9 protein-coding genes are annotated in these 20,203 nt (G+C 43.9%); 7 read left to right on the top strand and 2 right to left on the bottom strand.

What is annotated here, in order from left to right; translation table 11 throughout:
• Positions 1 to 24: 24 nt before the first annotated feature.
• The gene (locus tag MSA64_RS08155) at positions 25 to 1,827 is read right to left on the bottom strand and encodes an InlB B-repeat-containing protein (RefSeq protein ID WP_154432576.1); all 1,803 of its coding nucleotides are present in this window, start codon (positions 1,825 to 1,827) and stop codon (positions 25 to 27) included.
• A gap of 194 nt (positions 1,828 to 2,021) precedes the next feature.
• Here MSA64_RS08155 and MSA64_RS08150 point away from each other — a divergent pair, with 194 nt between their 5' ends.
• On the top strand, positions 2,022 to 3,284 hold the full coding sequence (locus tag MSA64_RS08150; protein ID WP_287891270.1) for a D-alanyl-D-alanine carboxypeptidase family protein: 1,263 nt from the start codon (positions 2,022 to 2,024) through the stop codon (positions 3,282 to 3,284).
• A gap of 32 nt (positions 3,285 to 3,316) precedes the next feature.
• On the opposite strand, the gene MSA64_RS08145 is transcribed toward MSA64_RS08150, so the two are convergent.
• Positions 3,317 to 6,472: a Cna B-type domain-containing protein gene (locus MSA64_RS08145; protein WP_287891269.1), complete on the bottom strand. Its 3,156-nt coding sequence runs from the start codon at positions 6,470 to 6,472 to the stop codon at positions 3,317 to 3,319.
• A gap of 214 nt (positions 6,473 to 6,686) precedes the next feature.
• On the opposite strand from MSA64_RS08145, the gene MSA64_RS08140 reads away from it, so the two are divergent.
• The 6 genes from MSA64_RS08140 to MSA64_RS08115 form a co-directional block, all read left to right on the top strand.
• The gene (locus tag MSA64_RS08140) at positions 6,687 to 8,645 is read left to right on the top strand and encodes a DUF2142 domain-containing protein (RefSeq protein ID WP_287891268.1); all 1,959 of its coding nucleotides are present in this window, start codon (positions 6,687 to 6,689) and stop codon (positions 8,643 to 8,645) included.
• A 208-nt stretch (positions 8,646 to 8,853) separates the two neighbouring features.
• Positions 8,854 to 9,417 carry a dTDP-4-dehydrorhamnose 3,5-epimerase gene (gene rfbC, locus MSA64_RS08135; RefSeq protein WP_277664204.1) on the top strand — a complete coding sequence of 188 codons (564 nt, stop codon included), beginning with the start codon at positions 8,854 to 8,856 and terminating at the stop codon, positions 9,415 to 9,417.
• Between the two features lie 642 nt (positions 9,418 to 10,059).
• Complete coding sequence (locus MSA64_RS12035) at positions 10,060 to 10,812, top strand: ABC transporter permease (RefSeq protein ID WP_334302756.1); 753 nt, start codon at positions 10,060 to 10,062, stop codon at positions 10,810 to 10,812.
• Between the two features lie 24 nt (positions 10,813 to 10,836).
• Positions 10,837 to 12,105 (top strand): ABC transporter ATP-binding protein, encoded by a 1,269-nt coding sequence (locus MSA64_RS08125; protein WP_154432580.1) that lies wholly within the window; start codon positions 10,837 to 10,839, stop codon positions 12,103 to 12,105.
• A 15-nt stretch (positions 12,106 to 12,120) separates the two neighbouring features.
• The gene (locus MSA64_RS08120) at positions 12,121 to 17,793 is read left to right on the top strand and encodes a glycosyltransferase (RefSeq protein ID WP_287891266.1); all 5,673 of its coding nucleotides are present in this window, start codon (positions 12,121 to 12,123) and stop codon (positions 17,791 to 17,793) included.
• Positions 17,772 to 20,203, top strand: a 2,432-nt coding sequence (locus MSA64_RS08115) for a glycosyltransferase family 2 protein (protein WP_287891265.1), incomplete at its 3' end; no start/stop codon positions are given. The genes MSA64_RS08120 and MSA64_RS08115, both read left to right, overlap by 22 nt.

Below are 20,203 nucleotides of genomic sequence, written 5' to 3'. Positions count from 1 at the left end.
ATCATACAAACTTTAGCTTATTTTTTAATGCTTGTCAAGGTGAGAGGAGGAATCGTAAGAATCCTTACGTTTTTTGAGGTCCATCTGTTCCAGAGTTTCGAAGAAAGCAATATCTTTCTGGCGCATCTGAGCAAGCTCCTTTTTTCGTTTCTTTTTGTGATGCCATCTTCGAATCTTCAGATAAAAGAGGAAGATCAGTAAAATTACGATCAGAAACAGGATGGAAAGCAAAAGAACAAGCATCCAGTCCACGCGGCTGTAGATCAGTTCGATTGTATGGTCGGACTGAATGGCAGTCAGCGTGATATTATTTTCTCCCTTTTTGAAAGTATACTCTTTTCCATCCACCAGGCAGGAGTGCAGAAAACAGGAGGTATCCGGTGTGGCGGTGGTTGTGTAGGAATCCCCGCGGTAGACTGTAACCGGAGAAGTATCCACGGTACCGTTTTGGGCTGTAACAGTGATTGTATATGACGGGATCGGTTTGAAAGTCACATCAATCGTGTGATCCGAAGTCAGATCATCAAATACATAGCCGGAAGTGTCACTGGTAACAGGGACAGTGGTACCATCTACAGTGAGAGTATCTACAACGTAATGCTCATCAGGAGTAAAAGTGACAGACAAAGGTTCATGCTCTTTCCCGGATGGGGAGGTATCGATGGTTCCGTTGGTAGCTGAGGTAGAGACGGTATAGACCGGTATTTCTTCAAAAACAGCCTGTATTGTGCGATCTTCCTGCAGATCTGTGAATGTATAGGAAAGAGGATATTGGCTGACATCCACAGCTTCGCCGTCAATCAGAAGAGACTGCAGGCGATGATCGGTATCGCATCCGTAGGAGACGGTATAGGAACCGCCTTCATCGATTTCCAGATTGCTGTCCGTGATTTTTCCGTTTTCCGCACTGGTTGTAACACTATGGACCAGTGGAAGGGTGGCTTCGTACAGACGGAAGCGAGTGGTACCGATGATGGCAGATGCCATCAGAAAATGTCCGGGTTCGAGCTGGCAGATGCCTTCCGGCTCGACCTCAAAGGCATCATGACCTGGCAGTGTGAGGTAATAACTTCCAATTCGTTTTTGCCGGGAGATCGAATAAACATCCAGTACATTCATATAGCCTTCCCGCTGCATATATGGAATGCTGATAATCGCATCGCCGGAAACACAAAAATCCTGGAAGGAACTGCGGCTGTAGGAAAGATGCAGATTTAATTTATCTATGATCTGAAAATTACTGTCGGTAAAATAAAAGGCATAATCGGCAATGCGGTTTGCCATCAGAACATACTGATCTTTTTCCGGAACATAGTCGATGCCAAAGAAATTGATACTTCCGTTTCCGACCTGCACTTTCCGTTTGAAATGCAAAGTGTTGGCATCAACGATAAAGATGGCTCCGGCATCAGAAGGATCATTGGTAAAAAGACCGGCAATTGCGATCTCCTGGGTACTGGGATTGTAAGTCATGCCGTTTCCATGTTCATAATCGGTTTCTGTCACGCTGAAAGCATAACTGTACTGTTCTACGGGATTGCCGTCGGTATCTGTGGTGTTTCGGTAGAAGGCAATCAGGGTGTCCGGATCCGTGCCTTTTTTTGACGCATTTACCAGACATACAATATATTGATCAGTGGCGCACATGGACTGCAGCCAGCCTTTTTCATTTATTATAGAAGATTCTGTTACCATACTCCATGGAACAGTTTCCAGATCTGAAGTTTTTACAGCGGCAGATACGATCGTACCGGAAAAGAAAAGAAAAAAGACCGTAAGCAGCATGAAAAATGGATAATAAAAATAGTGGTGTTTAAAAGATTTCATCTAACCCCTCCTGAACGATACTATTTTCAGTATACCATGAGAGAAAAAACAGGGCAATGTTCAGAGAGAAGATTCTGCAAAAACAAAAAACTTGAAGAAAGAACGGATATGAGATAGAATAGTACGAATGAAAGGTAAATTTGTAATTGTTCAGAAAATGAACAGGAAGAAAAATACGAGGAGTACATAGTATTATGATAAGAAAAATCTGTAAAAAGGCGACGGTATGGCTGCTGGCTGGTGTGATCGGTCTGTCAGCTGTCACGGTACAGGCGGCAGAGGTGGATAACGGGGCATCTTATCCGATCACAACAAATGCCATAGAAGGCTGGCCACAGGGTCCGGATACTTATTCGGAGACAGCAGTGCTGATGGATGCAGATACAGGAACAATCCTTTATAATAAGGGAATGGATGAAAAGAGATATCCGGCGAGTATCACAAAGATCATGACGGCACTTCTGGCACTGGAAAACAGCAATCTGGATGATCAGGTGACATTTACAGAGGAATGTCTGGCAGATCAGACATCGGACAGTGGAAATATCGGCATGCAGGTAGGCGAGGTGCTGACGATGCGTCAGTGTCTGCTGGCGTTGATGATACGGTCAGCAAATGATGTGGCAACACAGATAGCTGTGCAGATTGCCGGATCGGTAGCTGCCTTTGCAGATATGATGAACCAGAAAGCGCAGGAGCTTGGCTGTGTCAATACACACTTTGTAAATGCCAGCGGAATGCCGGATGAGAATCATTATACAACGGCACACGATATGGCACTGATTTTCCGGGAAGCAATCAAAAATCAGGATTTTCTGGACATTATCGGTACACAGAGCTTTACGATTGATCCGACAAATATGAATCCGGAAAGTCGGACGTATTCCACGCATCATGCACTGGTGGCACAGGGAGCACCGGAATACTATGAAGGATGTTTTGGTGGAAAGACAGGCGTGACGGAAGCATCAAAAAATACACTGGTCAGTGGTGCAACAAGAGATGGAATGACACTGATCGCAGTGGCAATGCGGGCGGATGCCGGACAGGTGTGTCAGGATCATATCAGTATGTTTGATTATGGTTTTAATAATTTTCAGAAAGTAGAGGTACCGGGAGGAGCGGTTACGATACCGAAAGATGTACAGGTAAGTGATCTGACCAATACAGATAATTCCTATTATTATGGAACGGATTATTATGTGGGAAGCGGTTCCGAAGAGGTGCAGGAGGAAGAACCTTCAGAGATAGCGGCAGAGGAGACAACGCCGACACCTGAGGTAGTGCCGGAATCTTCTGATTCGAACACGGGACAGGAAGAAAAAACGCAGGATATGACGGTATATCGATATGTGATCTATATTCTGGCGGGATTGATCGCAGTTACTCTGGTAGTTACGATTGTTTCCGGAATTCGAAAACATATGAAAAAGAAAAAAAGAAGGAGAAAATCCTGATGGATTTTCCCCTTCTTTTTTTCTTGATTTGTTTAAGCACCAGGAACCCATGCACCGGAACCATTTACATAATAAGAACCGATCCAGGTGTTGGCTGCCATAGCGCCGGAGGCGGTCAGGTAGTACCAGGTACCGCCGAGATTGATCCATCCGGTTGCCATAGCACCGGAGCCAGTGAGGTAATACCAGGTATTGCCAAGTTTCAGCCATCCGGTAACCATCCAGCCGGACTGATCAAAGTAATACCACTGTCCGTTAATATATTCCCAGCCATTGGTAGTGTAGCTGCCGTCCTGATGACGATACCACCAGCGGGAACCGTTCTGGATCCAGCCGGCAGTGTATTTTACTTTGCCGGGAACCCATGCACCGGATGCGTTGACATAGTAGGAACCGATCCAGGTGTCAGCCGCCATAGCACCGTTAGAATACATATAATAGTAAGTATTATTTATGATATGCCAGCCGCCAGGGTACATGGCACCATTTCCGCCAAAGTAGTACCAGCCATTGCCAAGATATGCCCAGCCGGTAAGCATGGCACCGGATGCGTCCATATAATACCAACTGCCTCCCAGGTGGAGCCAGCCGGTATGCATAGCACCATTCTCATCCAGATAATACCAGGTTTTTCCAAGCTTTAACCAATTGTTGCTGATCATATATCCACTGGCATTAAAATAGTACCAATGCCCATCGATACTTTCCCACTGACTGACAGGGTAAGTACCATCAGGACGCTGATACCAGTAACCATTGGTATCTTTTCTCCAGTTTTCGTTTTTGTAATATGGAATCCATACGCCATCAGCTCCGTAATATTTATTTCCAACCCAGGCAGATGTGACCATAGATCCGTCAGAATTGAAAGTATATTCGGAACCATTGATGGTATGTGTACCGGTGTACATAGCACCATCTGCCCCAAGATAATACCAGATATTATTAAGCTGAATCCATCCTGTGACCATGGCACCGGTAGAAGGATCAAGATAGTAATAATAGCCGTTAATATAGATCCATCCGGTGGTCCTCTGACCGGAGGCATTCACATAATACCAGGCATTATTATCCTCAACGAACTGATTAGTCAGCGGAGTTGAGGAATTTTGGAAATAATAATAATTGCCATAATTATCTTTTTTCCATCCACTGCAAACTGTTGGGAAACCATTCTCGTAATAAACAGAGACTGTGGAACCGTCAATATTGCCAATCGCTACCAGACTTCTTCCGGATGGAATGTTGTTGTCAAGAGACGGATTCAGATGAATCACGAGAGCGGGCTGACTGCCTGCGTACCATCCGGTAGCATATAGTGGAGTACGTTTACCCATCGCAAGCAGTGTGTCACGGGTACCACATTCACCGTTTATGGTGGTATTGGTTACATAGGTATAGGTTCCTGTCAGGATTGCCATGTCAGGCTGCAAACGACGAATATACCCATCTGTATTGGAACCGTAGGCGCCATGATGCCCAAGCTTTAACAGATTTACATGTTCCAGTTTCTCAGCAAGTTTAGTTTCTGTACCGTTATAGTTGTTAATATCTCCGGAAAGGAACGCTGTGGTTCCGGTCTGCGAAGTTACTTTTACACCAAGACTGTAGTAATTGGCATCTGGTTGAGGGCGTGGAACATCGTAATTCATAATTTCTATTTCGAGTTTATTTTTATTGCCTAAATAGAAGATTGGTGTGGACACATATCCTGTTTCATTTTCATAAATACTGCGCTGTCCGGATGCTGCCTTTTCATCCTGATTTGCATTGGTCGGGTCACTGTCAGTTCCGGCAACTACGCGGTCGCTGGATGGAATACTGGAAGTAACCAGATTGTCTGAGGTACCGGAGAGTGAAGAACTTACATCTTCATCCAGAATACCACTGTCCAGGGGGTGGATATTCAGAGATTCTGCTGATGTAGAGGCTGTTGTTTCAGCAGAAGCATCAGCGGGTGCACAACTGAAATCATAATCAGAATCTCCAAGTTTAGAGAAAGAATAACCATCCGCTTCCGGTGTAACGGTATACGTATAAGCAGATTTGGTATCATCGTATTTGGGAATGGACTGGAACTCATAGTCCCACTGGTTCTCAGAGACTTTGGTAACAGATCCATGTTCCGATGTGGTATCGGAAGTTAACGTTACAGACTGGTTATCTCCCCAGGACAGAGTAACTGACATCGTATCCGGAGGGTTGATCGAGGCTGAATCATCATTCTGTGTGGAAGTTTCTGTGACCGGCGTTGCAGCTGTTGAAACAGTTGCAAGTGAAACTACATCACTCTGCGTTTCCGTACAAGCGGAAAGATCTTTTATGGTTTCAGAAGAAGTTTCCGTGACAGTATCGTTGTTTTGCACAGATGGTTCTTCGGTAGCAGCCGGTGCATCTGGTTCTGACTCGGATTCAGAACCAGATGAAATATCAGATTCAGTAGTATCAGGCTCCTGCGCCGGGACATCAGAATCATCCTCCCCTTTAAGTTCGGTGTCTGCATCTGAATCGTTCGGGGTACTCTGTTCTGGTTTCTGAATTTCTTCGGGTTCTTCGGGGACTTCCGGCTCCTCCGGCACTGTCCAGACAATGCTTCCCTTTACTGTGACTGTCTCAGGATAGAGTGGTGCATCCGTATTAAAATACTGAATGAGTGTTGCCCCGGTCTCCTTGGCAGCGGCAACAGCGCGATCATAGACATAGAGATTATCCCAATAATGTGTGGAATCAGTGATATCGCTGTCTGAATAAGGTTCCAGATAGACACGTTTTGGATGAAACGCACGGATGATTTCATCTGCAGATCCGATATGATCGCTGTGAGGATGGGTTCCTATATAGAATTCAAAGTTATCTTCTGTAACACCCATACTTTTCAGATAGGAAATCACCTGATTTTCGAATCCCAGTCCTTTGGTAATGCCTGCACGTAAAGGATAGCGGGGATCACTGCCATCTGGATAATCATTGTCTTCACCGGAGTCGACCATACCGAATTTTCCATCACATTCGATGAGAATGGCATCAGTATTGTGATTTAAGGTAAGAAAATGAATCGTACCGTCTGTACTGTGAAAAGTAGTATCTGCCTGAACCGTACTTATCCCAGAAGGCGATGCAAACACCAGACTGCCTGCCATACAAAGTGCCGAAACACCACACAGCAGGTGTTTTAATCTGTTTTTCATAATAGTTTGTGAAACAACTCCTTTCCTAAAAAATAACATGCAGCAGAAAGAAAAAAATAAATAGGCAACGCGTTACATATAATCACGTTCATTATAACAGTTATAATAGAAAAATCAAGGAACGATAGAAAAACGTAAGAATGAAAACTTGTATAAAATAAGAATAAATGATATGATGAAAAGCACGAAAAGAAGTAGTAAGAGGAAGGAAAAAATGAACAAAAAAGAATATAAAAAATGGTTGGGTCTGCTGTGTGCAATGATCGGACTCTGTGTAATCCTTTTGAGCGTTTATTACTGGAGAATCCGGGAAACAGCAAACAGCCAACACTCCTATCTGCAGATTGAAGCATCAGAAGAGCAATTTCAGGACAAAACAGGATACATAGAGGTCCGTGAAATGGAACAACAGTTTATTGTTGATGAAAATGAACTGACAGAGTTTAATGTAATGTTTCGAAAACTTGAACAGCAGGCAGAGGAGCCTGTGCAGGTGGAACTTCTGAAAGCGACGGACAGAGAGCGGATCCAGAAATGGGAAATTGACGGAAATACGGTAGGGGATTACAGCTATCAGACTTTTCATCTGAGTGTTCCGCTGAAAAAAATCATGGGAGAAAAATACATTATTCACGTAATAATTCCGGAAAATTCGGCTATTGTTCCGGCGGTGACGAATTATGAGGCTTATGGAGAACATGTAAAAACCGACGGGAATGACGAGACAGGGTGTATGGTTTTTAACTTACAGGCAACAAATGCATTTTTAAAGAATATATATGCATGTCTGGGCGTAATTCTGTGTCTTTCGCTTGTCGCATTTGGGTTTCTGATCATGCGAAAAGAAAAGAGAGTGGAGTGGTATTTTCTTGTGCTGGGACTCTTTATGGGAAGTATGTATATTGTACTTTTTCCACCCAATACGGCACCGGATGAGCACAGTCATATAGCAACAGCATATTATGATGCGAATAAGATACTGTTTCGAAATGGCGTGGACGAAGAAGGATATGTTCTGGTGCGAAAGACTGATGCACAGATTCAGGATAAAATGGCGATTTCGCTGGCAGATGCTTCCTATTATTATAATCAGCTTCTTCAAAAAGGGGGACAGGAACCAGCTGCATTGAATCGAGGACCATTGGCTGCACCATTTGCCGCGCATCTGCCGCAGGCTGTCGGAATTGCAATCGGCTGGCTTTTCCATACAAATGGTATGATTACATTGTATCTGGGAAAAATCACAGCATTGTTGTTTTATCTACTATGTGTTTTCTGGGCAGTTCGTTTTATGCCATGGGGAAAGATGGTAATGGCGGTGATTGCGCTCTTTCCGATGAGTCTGGAGATTGCAGCGTCGTATTCTTATGACTGTACGGTAAACGCACTCAGTTTTCTTTTCATCGGTTATACAATGTACCTGATTTATGAGAAGGAGAGGGTGACGTGGAAAGATTATGCATTTCTGACTGTTGTCGGAATGTGGATGGCACCGTGTAAACTGGTTTATATCTTTGTATGTGGAATCATCTTCCTGATACCATCGTCCAAATCAAATAATCCGCGCGGTGTGCTTACGGGAAAAATAGGGATTATAGTTGCGATTGGAATGGTTACAATGCTTCTGAGAGGGGCAGTTGTAGCAAACCTGACGTCTGCTCCGGGAACAGGATATTCGGATATTGAAAGAGGATGGACTCTTGTCCAGATTCTGGAAGATCCGGTAAACAGTATGGGTGTACTGTTTAATACGTATTTTGAACAGGCAGAGTATTATCTGGGAACAATTATAGGACAGTCGTTGGGATGGCTTCAGGTGAAAGTTTCCTGGATAAATATTACAGGATTTCTGTTGTGTATGGTATTTGCTTTATTTACAGATAAAAAGGCGGATTACATGACGAATAAAAAGAAAGTACTGGTTGGCATGCTGTCATTGATTATGATTGGCGGAATAGTGCTGAGTATGTGGCTTGATTTTACACCGCCTCAATGGAAAAACGTAGCGGGAGTTCAGGGACGATATTTTTTGCCATTTTTGCCAATGTTGGTACTGATGTTAAAGGGAAAACAGACACTTCGAGTGGAAAGATACAGCAAAAGAATCATGATTTCCATGTATATTCTGGAAATCCTTACAGTTTTTGATGTATGGAAAGCAATGATTGTGTAAATCTGTCTGTCAGGAAAAAATCGTTGGAGTTGAAGAATAAGAACGATGATGGTATAATAAAACATCATGGAAATCAAAATTGATTCACTGGATCAATTATTGATATGCAATGCAATAAAAACAGCAGTATCCTTTATCAGGGTACTGCTCGTTTGTGTTAAAAACCTGCTTGCAGGAGAGAATATTTTATTAAAGAGAGGATAAAAAAATGGGAAAAATTACAGTAGAAACATGTGAAATTGAAGGACTGAAAGTAATCACACCGACAGTGTTTGGCGATGAACGTGGATATTTTATGGAAACATATAATTATAATGATTATAAAGCAGCAGGCATCGATATGGAATTCGTACAGGATAACCAGTCAAGCTCCAAAAAAGGAGTTTTAAGAGGACTGCATTTTCAGATTAATTATCCCCAGGACAAACTGGTGCGGGTAGTTAGTGGGGAGGTCTTTGATGTGGCAGTGGATCTGCGCCCGGGTTCTGAAACATATGGAAAATGGTTTGGTGTTGTGCTGTCTGCAGAGAATAAAAAACAGTTCTTTATTCCAAAGAATTTTGCGCATGGATTTATCGTACTGTCCGAGTCCGCAGAATTTGCGTATAAATGTACCGATTTTTATCACCCAAACGATGAAGGCGGACTGAAATGGGATGACCAGGAGATTGGCGTAGAATGGCCGATGCCGGAAGGAATGACAAAAGAAGAACTGACCATCTCTGACAAGGATCAGAAGTGGGGAAGCTTTGCGGAGTACAAAAATCGATAAGAGGGAAATGAAATGGGAAGAAAGAAAAAGATTTTGGCCGGTATCTGCGTGTTGTGTTTACTGGTTTTAAATGTGCTGATCGTATGTCACAGAGGAAGTGTAGGCGGTAATTATGAGCTTCATCTTACGATGAACAGCGATAAGGAACAGGAGATTCAGGTCTATTACAGTGCGGCCGGAGAACTTTCAGAAAAATCAAGTCAGGTCAAGACGTATGATCAGGTTGGAGAAAGTCAGGAACTGGTTTTTTCTGTTCCATTTCAGTTTAATATGGTGCGTCTGGATCTGGGCACGCAGCCGGGAACGTTCACGATTGAAAATGTTTATCTTGGATGTAAAGATACGAAAACAGAGATTCCGGAGATGACGAATCCAAAGCTGATCGAAGGTCAGCAACTGGAGAGCCTGGAAGCTAATGACGGAACATTAAAAATCTGGACGAATGGAACAGATCCTTATGTGTGGCTGCATCTGGATAAAGAAAAACTGTATCCGGTTCTCGAGAAAGATTATACACAGAAATTGTGGATCAAAAATATTCTGATGCTGTTACTGATTGACGGTGGAGCAGTGGTTGCGTTTGTTTTCCGGAAGAAAGTACTGACACTCCCAATCGAGCTTTTACAGAACAGAAAACTGATTATGAATCTGGCAAAGAATGACTTCAAAACGAAGTATGCAGGGTCATATCTTGGAATCGTATGGGCGTTTGTACAGCCAATCGTTACGATTCTGGTATATTGGTTTGTCTTTTCTGTCGGTCTGAAAGCAGGAAATGTATCGGATTATCCATTTGTTCTATATTTGGTATCTGGTATTGTACCATGGTTCTTTTTCCAGGATGCATTGAATGGTGGAACCAATGCACTGATGGAATACAACTACCTGGTTAAAAAAGTAGTGTTTAAAATCAGTGTACTGCCGATCGTAAAGATGATTTCCGCTTTATTTGTACATGCCTTTTTCGTTGTGTTTTCACTGGTTTTATGCAGCCTGTATGGCTATACGCCGTCGCTGGCAACATTGCAGATCTTTTATTATTCGCTCTGCACATTTATGTTTACACTGGGGCTGGTATATGCGACCAGTGCGATCGTTGTATTCTTCCGGGATCTGACACAGATCATCAGTATTTTCTTACAGGTAGGTATCTGGCTGACACCAATCATGTGGGATGTCAACATGCTGGCAAATTATCCATGGCTGATCAAACTGTTCAAATTGAATCCGATGTACTATATTGTCACCGGATACCGTGATTCCATGCTGGGTCACGTATGGTTCTGGAATCACTGGGGATGGACCGTATACTTCTGGATCGTAACAGTAGTATTGTTTGCACTTGGTTCCTGGATCTTTAAGAGACTGAAACCACATTTTGCAGATGTACTTTAAGAGAAATCAAAGAGAGGTTTACAGATGTCAGAGATTGCAATTTCAGTGAATAACATCAGTAAGATGTATAAACTGTACGAGAAACCGATGGATCGGTTAAAAGAATCCCTCGGATTGACAAGAAAAAAAGGATATAAAGAACATTATGCTTTGAACAACGTAAGTTTTCAGGTAAAAAAGGGGGAGACCGTGGGAATTATCGGAACGAATGGTTCCGGTAAATCCACGATTTTGAAAATTATCACCGGCGTACTGAATCCCACACAGGGAGAAGTGGTGGTGGATGGAAGAATCTCCGCATTGCTGGAACTGGGAGCCGGATTCAACGGAGAGTATTCCGGTATTGAAAACGTGTATCTGAACGGTCAGATGATCGGATTCAGCAAAGAAGAGATTGATGCAAAACTGCAGGATATCCTGGATTTTGCAGATATCGGAGATTTTATACACCAACCGGTAAAAACGTATTCCAGTGGTATGTTTGTGCGATTGGCTTTTGCGGTAGCTATTAATATCGAACCGGAAATTCTGATCGTAGATGAAGCACTTTCCGTAGGAGATGTCTTTTTTCAGGCGAAATGTTACCGGAAGTTTGAAGAATTTAAAGAGATGGGAAAAACCATTCTTTTTGTAAGTCATGACCTGAGCAGCATCGGGAAATATTGTGACCGGGTTGTTCTGTTAAACAAAGGAGAAAAACTGGCAGAAGGCGATGCGAAAGAGATGGTCAATCTGTATCGTCGTGTTCTGGTGAACCAGTATGATGAACCAGGGGAGCAGAACACTACGCAGGAAGAAACGCCAGAGGTACAAGAAGAAAAGAGTACGAAAGATCAGTTAAATCTGAATCCAAAAGTACTGGAATATGGAAGTAAATTAGCAGAAATTCAGGACTTTGCAATTCGTGATAAGTCCGGAATGGTTACGAATGTGATTGAAAAGGGAGAAGAATTTTCCGTGGATATGAAGATTCATTTTCATGAAACGATCCAGGAACCGATTTTTGCTTTCACGATCAAAGATCTGAAAGGAACGGAGATCACCGGAACCAATACGATGTATGAGAATACACCGGTAGGTACACAGAAGGCGGGAGAAACCAGACGGATCACCTTTACACAGAAGATGCCGTTAGAGGCCGGAGAATATATGCTGTGTCTGGGATGTACCGGTTACCGGGATGGTGATTTTACCGTGTTCCACCGGTTGTATGATGTATGTAATCTGACAGTCATTACGGATAAGAAAGCTGTCGGATATTTTGATCTGTTCTCAAAGGTCACGTTAAAGTAACTGAGGAGGAAAAGAATGGCAATACTGAACTTAGAGTATTATACGCAAAAAGATCTGTATTCAGATGGAGATATTGAAGAACAGATGCTTAAGATGGCAAAAGAAGGAGTAACCTGTGAGGATCTTTCCAGTGAGCAGGTTTCTTTTCCTGTGATCTATCACTTCTCAGATCTGCGAGCAAATATACTGAACTGGTATCCGATCAAAAAATCGGACAGTGTTCTGGAGATCGGTGCGGGCTGTGGTGCAATCACAGGTACGCTCTGTGAAAAAGCAGGTCAGGTTACATCTGTGGAACTCTCGAAAAGAAGAGCACAGATCAATTATTACCGCAATGAGAAAAAAAATAATCTGACCATCATGGTGGGAAATCTCAATGACATGGATCTGGGGCAGCAGTATGACTATGTGGTAGTCAACGGAGTACTGGAATATGCCATGAGCTTCACAGAGGGCGATACACCGTATGAGACATTTTTAGGAAAAATGGGTTCTTACTTGAAAAATACAGGAAAATTGCTGATCGCAATTGAGAATAAGCTGGGAATGAAGTATTTTGCCGGGGCCCCGGAAGATCATACGGACATTCCCTTCTTTGGAATCAATGGTTATCCGGGAAATCACAGTGTCAGAACATTTTCCAAAACAGAATTGCAGGAACTTGTGAAAAAAAGCGGATTTCCTTTTCAAAAATTTTATTACCCGTATCCGGATTATAAATTTCCAACGGAGATCTTTACGGATGCATCACTGACCACCAATCATTATGGGAATAATTATCCGATCTACACGGACAAAACCGTGGATCTGTTTTCAGAAAGCGCCGGTATCGAGGCAATGAAAAAAGAACAGATCGCGGACCGTTTTGTGAATTCTTTTCTTCTGGTTGCAGGAAAACAGGAACTTGAAGAAAAAGAAGAAATTTTATATGTAAAACTGAATCAGGGCCGCAGGAAAGAGTTTCGAACCCTGACCCAGCTGGTGCGGAAAGAGGAAAGTGTGTGGGCAGAGAAAAAACCACTGTGCCCGGAGGCAGAAAACTTTATAGCAGGACTGAAAAAAACAGGAGCGCAGAAACCAGGAAAAGGATTTCGTAATCTTCCGTGCAGATATGAGAATGGGGGAATCGTGTATCCGGTATTGAGCGGGAAAACACTTGAAGACAGAATTCGTGATCTTGTGGAGAAAGAACAGACAGATGAGATTCTGAGAACCCTGAAACATGTATATGAGCATGTGTTCGCACAGCGGAAAAAAGAACCGGAGTACCAGACGAAAGTTTTTAAGGAAGTGTTTGGAGAACATCCGGGCAAGGAATATTATGAATGCGTAAGTCCGGCAAACATTGATCTGATCTGTGCGAATATCTTTGAGTTCGGAGATGATTATGAAATCATTGACTATGAATGGACTTTTGACTTTCCGGTTCCGGTTGCCTTTATCATGTGGAGAATGATCCATGAACTGTATTACCGAATCCCGAAACTGGGCGCGCTGTATACACAGGACGATATGAATCACGAATTTGGTATAGAGCCATCGGACAGCGAAATTTTCCTGGCATGGACAATGCATTTTACTTATGAATATGTTGGCAGCGATTCGCTGGATGTATACCGGAAAGAGAGAATTCCGGTGGATCTGTCAGAAACTGTGCGCGCATGTCAGGAGAAAAAGCGATTTCGCAGCAAACTGTATTATGATACAGGTTCTGGGCTGTCGGAAGAGAACAGTATTGAGACGGCGGTGGAATTGGATCGGGGAAGATTTCAGGTTACGTTTGATCTGCAGAAAGTAGAAAATATCTGCGGAATCCGCTGGAATCTGTTAAGTGATACGTTCTGTGAGGTGAAAGTGGAAGTACTTGACTGTGGATGCCATGGGGAGTTAATTCCGTTTGGTATGCGGATCGACAAGGCGGCGGATGCGGTAGTGTTCCTGAATCTGGCAGGCGGATATTTTATCCATGTGACGGATCCGTCAGAATTGAAGAAAATTACAATTTCCGGTCAAATTCGTTTTCTGTCGCAGAAAGAGATCGCAGAAGAAATCCAACTGGAAGAGGAGCGAAAAGAAGCGGTACGTCGGGAAGAAGAAAGAAAACTTCAGCAGCGGATACAAAAAGAAGAACGGATAGTAGCGAAAAAAGCCGAAGAAGAGAGAAGGCAGGAAGAACTTCGGGCAGCCATGGAATTTCAGCATCGACCGAAACAGAGAGCAAAACGTCTGGTGAAGAAGATGCTTGGACGTCCTGTGGCCCCACTGGTTACAGAAAATCAACAGACAGAACAGCCGGTATCGAGCTGTGTGGGAAGTATCGACAGCTTCAGCTATGAAAATAATGTGCTGCAGATCATCGGCTGGGCATTTGACCGTGCGTACGCCATGGAGAACACGCATCTTGCTTTTTTACAGAACGGGGAAGTGGTGGCGGAAGAACCGATTACTATAGTATATCGGAGTGATGTGGCAGCTGTTTTACAGATTCCGGAGGCAGAATCCTGTGGATTTTCCTGTGTGCTGGTGGTGCATTCACCAGTGGAAACGGAAGTGGCAGTTGTTTACGACACCGTAGACGGAGAAAAAGCATATCCGTTATGCAAGATCCCTGCAGATCCGGGTTGTAATGAGATACAGGTGTATACCCTGGAGGGACAGGAGAGCATCGGCAATATTCGATATTTTAAAGAACGTTATCTGGAAGAAACGCCGGTATTTGATGCGAAGATTCCTTCGGATGAAGTGATAGATATTATCATCCCGATTTATAACGGCTTACAGTATTTTGACAAGCTGTTTGCGGGGATTGAAAAGACAAAGATGAAATACCGTCTGATTCTGGTGGACGATCAGAGTCCGGATCCGGCAGTACGGGAATATCTGGAGCAATACGTGGCAGAACATGAGGGAACGGTTCTGCTTCGAAATGAGAAAAATATGGGATTCCTCCCGTCTGTAAACCGTGCCCTTGCAATTGCAGAGCATCATGTAGCACTGGTCAATACCGATGTGGAAGTGCCGGAGGGATGGCTGGAGAGACTGATGTGGCCGATCTTTACAAAAGAAAAAGTAGCATCCTCCACACCGTTTACGACCTGCGGAACCATCTGCAGCTTTCCTAATTTCTGTGAGGATAATGTGATCTTTGAAGGCATGCCATTATGGCAGATCGATGATGCTTTTCGCCAGATCCGTCCGCAGTATGCGACCATGCCAACAGGTATCGGTTTCTGCATGGGTATGAATCTGGAAGCAATCAGAGAAGTAGGTCTTCTGGATGAGGAGAACTTTGACAAAGGATACGGAGAAGAAAATGACTGGTGTCAGCGGGCAATCCAGGCAGGATATACCAATGTACAGGTGGAAAATTTGTTTGTTTATCACAAACATGGCGGAAGTTTTTCTTCCGAAGAAAAATTACGGCTGTTAAAGAGCCATCTGGAGAGACTGGCGAAGAAACATCCGAATTATAACAGCGATACGGCAGCTTTCTGTCGGAGAGATCCGGCAAGAACGATCCGACTGTATGTGGAAACACAGCTGTTAAATCAGTTGCTGGATGTACCGACGATTGTTGCCTTTGATCATAACCTCGGCGGTGGTGCCACGGAATATCTGATTGAGAAACGTAAACTGGCACTGAAAGAAGGAAAGCGTTTCCTGACTGTCCGGTTTGACATCGATAATATGCGCTATTATCTGGAATATGAATACAAAAAATATAAGGTTCAGTATTTTGCCAAAGATCTGGTGATGATCCTTGATGAGATTCCGAGAGTGGATGAAATCTGGATCAACGAACTGGTAACTTATCAGAAAATCTATAAGGTTCTGGATCAGATTCTTGAACTGAAAGAAAAACATCAGGCACATCTGAAGATGTTGCTTCATGACTTTTTCTTCATGTGTCCGGCGGTAAATCTGATGGATGCTCAGGGGAAATACTGTCATGGCGCGGATGCACAGATTTGTAACCAGTGTATCCCGGCAAACCGAAGCAATGCATGTCTGGACTATGAGTCCGGAACCGCATGGAGAACACACTGGAGGGAGTTTTTATCCCGGTGTGATGAGATTCTGGCATTCTCTGATGATACGGCACAGATATTTAAAAAGACCTATCCTTATCTGTATCAGTTACATGTGCTGCCACACAAGCCGCATTATGTGACGGCACTGGATAAGAAGGTGAAGACGACCAGGACACTGAACATTGGTCTGCTCGGTGTGCTGTGTTATAAAAAAGGTCTGGATGTTGTCAAGGAGATGATAAAAGAGATCGAGGCGCAGAACCTGAACATCCGAATGAAACTGATCGGGGTGTCGGATGAAGAAATCGACAGTCCGGTATTCTCCTGTACGGGAAGATATACCAGAGATGAACTTCCAAGACTGACGATGGAAGAAGATATTGATCTGTTCTTTATCCCGTCTATCTGGCCGGAGACCTTCTCGTATACAACTTCAGAGATTATGTCCATGCATATGCCGGTTGCTGTATTCCCGATTGGTGCGCCGGTGGAGCGTGTAAAACATTACGAAAAAGGTCTGGTTCTGAAAGAGACGGATGCAAAATCGGCTCTTAAAGAATTGCAGGAGTTTGCAGAACATACACTAAAGTGGCAACAAATACCTGTACGCGAAAAGAAGATCCTGTTTGTGGGTGAGGAAATTTCGTTTGCTTCCCGTTACCGGGTGGAGCATTTCCGGGAACAGCTGCATTATCAGGGTTACGGATCGGATTTTTATCAGGTGGATGAGGTCAAAGATCTGGACTGGGATGCGTACCGGGCAGTTGTATGTTACCGTTGCAGCAGGGAAGATGTGGTGCGCAAGGTAGTGGAACAGGCGAAAAAAAACGGATTAAACGTGTATTATGACATTGACGATCTGATCTTTGATTACGAAAGAATCTCTTATCTGCATTTTCTGACCGGAAGTGAGTATAAAGATTTTAAAAAGACGACGGAGCAGATCCATTCCTGTATGGAACTGTGTGATGGCTATTTTACCTCCACTGATACACTGGCGGGAGAGATCCGAAGAGAATTTCCGGGAAAACCAGTGGTAATCAACCGGAATTGTGCAAGCATGGAGATGCAGATTCTGTCCCATGACGCAGTAGAGCAGGTGGAAAAAGACCCGGAGCATATTTCCATCGGTTACTTCAGCGGATCGAAAACTCATGATCAGGACTTTGAGGTGGCGGAAGAAGCACTTCTGGAAGTGATGAAGGAACATCCGGAGGTACGGCTGAAGCTGGTTGGTGTACTCTCTGACAGAAAAATGGAAAAATTCGGAAATAAGGTGGAAAAACTTCCGTTTATGGACTGGAAACAGTTACCTTCTGTTATGGCAGGCATCGATATCAATCTGATGCCGCTGGAGGACAGTATCTTCCATTGTAGTAAGTCCGAAAACAAATGGATGGAAGCCGCACTGGTGAAAGTGCCATCAGTGATGAGCAGAAACCGGGAGATGGAAGGCGTGATCGAAAATGGTATGGATGGCTGGCTTTGCAGTGACAAGGAGGAGTGGAAAAAAGCGCTCACAACGCTGATCGAGGAGAAGACAGCCAGAGTACAGATGGGTGAAAAAGCCCATAAAAAAGTGATGTGTCAGTATGTAACTCAGAATACAGGAAAAGATGCAAGAGAGGAATTACTATGCAGCGAGAAGTATTCGTAGTAGAAAAAGAAAGATTTGATCTTTCAGATGAGAAAACCTATCATCTGCAGGGCACCTGGCCCAAGGAACATACCGCGGCAGCGGAGCTGGACGGGAAACCACTGGAGGTAAATCTGAAGCAGCAGGAGCGTATCAGTGCCCTGGAACGATTTCAGGATCTGGATCTGGTGGATGCGATTCGTGTTCAGATGGAGATTGTACTTCCTGATAAGCTGGAACAGTATAAAAAATTAGTGGTTTATGCGGAAGAGAACGGGAAAAAAGAGGTCTGGTTTTCAATTCCGGTAAAACAGCTGATCAGAAGACAGGGTATGCCTCAGTATTTCATTGAGAGTTCCGAAGTGGACCGGAAACTCGGCATCTGCCGGGTGCGTGGCTGGGCAGCTTATACGAAACCGCTAAAGGTTTATCTGGAGAATTCCCGCGGAAACAGAATTCCATGTGAGATCCAGCACCTGAAACGTGTCGATGTACAGAATCAGTATCCGGAGGCAGAGGTAGAAGAAAAATGTGGGTTCTTTTTTGAACTGCACTACCAGCAGCTGAAAGAATTTTATATTGTTTTTGAGGCAGGTTCGATACGGGTGAGAAGACAGATTCACCTGCAGCCGATACAGCTTGCCGCAGAAAAGATAAATGAATACTGCAAAAAGGGCAGCCGTTATCTGAAACTGCACGGTCCGGCAGCACTTGCCCAAAAAGTGGTCGGAAAAGTGAAAAATAAAAATAAAGCCGCTGTGATCTATCAGAAATGGCTTCCGAAACATCTGCCAAGTAAAGCAGAACTGGAACACCAGCGAAAAGAACATTTTTCCTGGGAACCGACCTTCAGTGTGGTTGTACCGCTTTATAAAACACCGGAAAAATATCTCCGTGCGCTGGTGGAATCTCTGCAGGCGCAGACTTATGGCAAATGGGAACTCTGCCTGTCTGACGGAAGCGGTGCGGATTCTCCGATTCGGGAACTGTTAAAACAGTTACAGAAGGAAGAGAGCAGAATCAAAGTCATCGATCATCAGGAAAAGTTACAGATATCAGAAAATACGAATGCTGCGATCGAGGCGGCAACGGGTGAGTTTGTGGTATTTGCGGATCATGATGACGAACTGACGGCACATGCCCTGTATGAGTGTGTGAAAGTACTGAATGAGAAACCGGAAACAGAGGTTCTATATTCGGATGAAGATAAGATGACGATGGACGGACACAAGTTCTTCCAGCCACATTTCAAACCGGATTATAACGTGGATCTGCTGTGTACGGTCAATTATATCTGCCATTTGTTTGTGGCGAAGAAAACGTTGATTGATGAGGTCGGAATGTTACGCAGAGAGTTTGACGGAGCGCAGGATTATGACTTTATCTTCCGTTGTGTGGAACATGCGGGATCGGAAAAGATCCATCATATTCCGAAGATCCTGTATCACTGGCGATGCCATGAAGATTCCACATCGGAGAATCCGGAGAGCAAGCTGTATGCATTTGATGCGGGACAACGGGCGGTGCAGGCGCATTATGACCGGATCGGTGTTAAAGTGGAAGTGAGCAAGGGAGAGTTCCTGGGACTCTATCGGACAAAATTCCTGCGGGATTATGATCCACTGATCTCGATCATTATTCCGAATAAAGATCATATTGATGATCTGAAACGGTGTATCGATTCAATCGAAGCAAAATCCACATATACCAATTATGAATATATTATCGTGGAGAACAACAGCGAAGAAAAAGAAACTTTTGCATATTACGAGCAGCTTGAAGCGGTTAATCCGAAAGTGCATGTGGTGTATTATAAAGGCCACTTTAATTATTCTGCCATCAATAATTTCGGTGTGCAGTATGCCAAAGGAGAGTATTTCCTGCTACTAAACAACGATACCGAGATCATCAACGACGATTGTTTGGAGGAACTGCTTGGTTACTGTACCAGAGAAGATGTGGGTGCTGTGGGTGCGAGACTGTATTACGAAGATGATACGATCCAGCATGCCGGCGTGGTCATCGGTTTCGGTGGAATCGCCGGCCACTGTTTTGTACAGCAGAAGCGTGGATTTACCGGGTACTGCCACCGGATCATCTGTGCACAGGTTTACAGTGCGGTGACTGCGGCTTGTATGATGGTAAAACGGGAAGCGTTTGAGAAAGTCGGTGGTTTGAGTGAAGAACTGCAGGTGGCATTTAACGATATTGATTTCTGTATGAAACTTCGACAGGCAGGATATCTGATCGTGTACAATCCATATGCGGAACTGTATCATTACGAATCCAAATCCCGAGGACTGGAAGATACTCCGGAGAAAGTGGCAAGATTCAATCAGGAGATTGCTACGTTTGAGAAACGCTGGCCCGATATCCTGAAGAACGGCGATCCGTTCTATAATCCGAACCTGACCCTGGATAGCCAGGATTT

Origin of the sequence: Oliverpabstia sp., assembly GCF_022785585.1 — a bacterium.
Classification (GTDB): domain Bacteria; phylum Bacillota; class Clostridia; order Lachnospirales; family Lachnospiraceae; genus Oliverpabstia; species Oliverpabstia intestinalis.
The sequence above is the reverse complement of the archived record's forward strand: the minus strand, read 5'-3'. Positions and strand labels throughout refer to the sequence as shown.